We start from the raw sequence: 1,200 nt of genomic DNA, 5'->3' as shown, positions 1-1,200 counted from the left end.
CTTACAGGTCGAGGATCTTCGCCACGACGCCCGAACCCACGGTACGGCCGCCTTCGCGGATAGCGAAGCGCAGGCCTTCTTCCATGGCGATCGGAGCGATCAGCTTGACCGTGATCGACACGTTGTCGCCGGGCATGACCATTTCCTTGTCCTTGGGCAGCTCGATCGCGCCGGTCACGTCCGTCGTGCGGAAGTAGAACTGCGGACGGTAGTTGTTGAAGAACGGCGTGTGACGGCCGCCTTCGTCCTTCGACAGAACGTACACCTCGGCGGTGAAGTGCGTGTGCGGCTTGATCGAGCCGGGCTTGCACAGCACCTGGCCGCGCTCGACTTCTTCGCGCTTCGTGCCGCGCAGCAGCACGCCCACGTTGTCGCCGGCTTGCCCCTGGTCCAGCAGCTTGCGGAACATTTCCACGCCGGTGCAGGTGGTCTTGACCGTCGGACGGATGCCCACGATTTCGATTTCTTCACCGACCTTGATCACGCCGCGCTCGACGGCGCCGGTCACCACCGTGCCGCGACCCGAGATCGAGAACACGTCTTCCACGGGCATCAGGAACGTGCCGTCCACGGCGCGCTCGGGCGTCGGGATGTACGTGTCCAGGGCTTCGGCCAGCTTCATGATCGAGCCTTCGCCGAGTTCGCCCTTGTCGCCTTCCAGGGCCAGCTTGGCCGAGCCGTGGATGATGGGGGTGTCGTCGCCGGGGAATTCGTACTTGTCGAGGAGTTCGCGGACTTCCATTTCGACCAGCTCGAGCAGTTCCTTGTCGTCGACCATGTCGCACTTGTTCAGGAACACGATGATGTAGCCCACGCCCACCTGGCGAGCCAGCAGGATGTGTTCACGGGTCTGGGGCATCGGGCCGTCGGCGGCCGAGCACACCAGGATGGCGCCGTCCATCTGGGCGGCGCCGGTGATCATGTTCTTCACGTAGTCGGCGTGGCCGGGGCAGTCGACGTGTGCGTAGTGGCGGTTGGCCGTTTCGTATTCGACGTGCGCGGTGTTGATCGTGATGCCGCGGGCCTTTTCTTCAGGCGCAGCGTCGATCTGGTCGTAGGCCTTGGCTTCGCCGCCGAACTTCGACGACAGCACGGTCGCGATCGCAGCCGTCAGCGTGGTCTTGCCGTGGTCGACGTGACCGATCGTGCCCACGTTCACGTGCGGCTTGGTGCGGGTGAATTTACCTTTTGCCATTTTTC

At 63.7% G+C, this 1,200-nt stretch carries 1 protein-coding gene; it reads right to left on the bottom strand.

Going from position 1 to position 1,200, the window contains the following annotated elements:
• Position 1: 1 nt before the first annotated feature.
• Complete coding sequence (gene tuf / locus EJP69_RS29355; protein WP_093210122.1) at positions 2-1,195, bottom strand: elongation factor Tu; 1,194 nt, start codon at positions 1,193-1,195, stop codon at positions 2-4.
• Positions 1,196-1,200 lie beyond the last annotated feature (5 nt).

It is taken from the genome of Variovorax gossypii (assembly GCF_003965815.1).
Classification (GTDB): Bacteria; Pseudomonadota; Gammaproteobacteria; order Burkholderiales; family Burkholderiaceae_C; genus Variovorax; species Variovorax gossypii.
The sequence above is the reverse complement of the archived record's forward strand: the minus strand, read 5'-3'. Positions and strand labels throughout refer to the sequence as shown.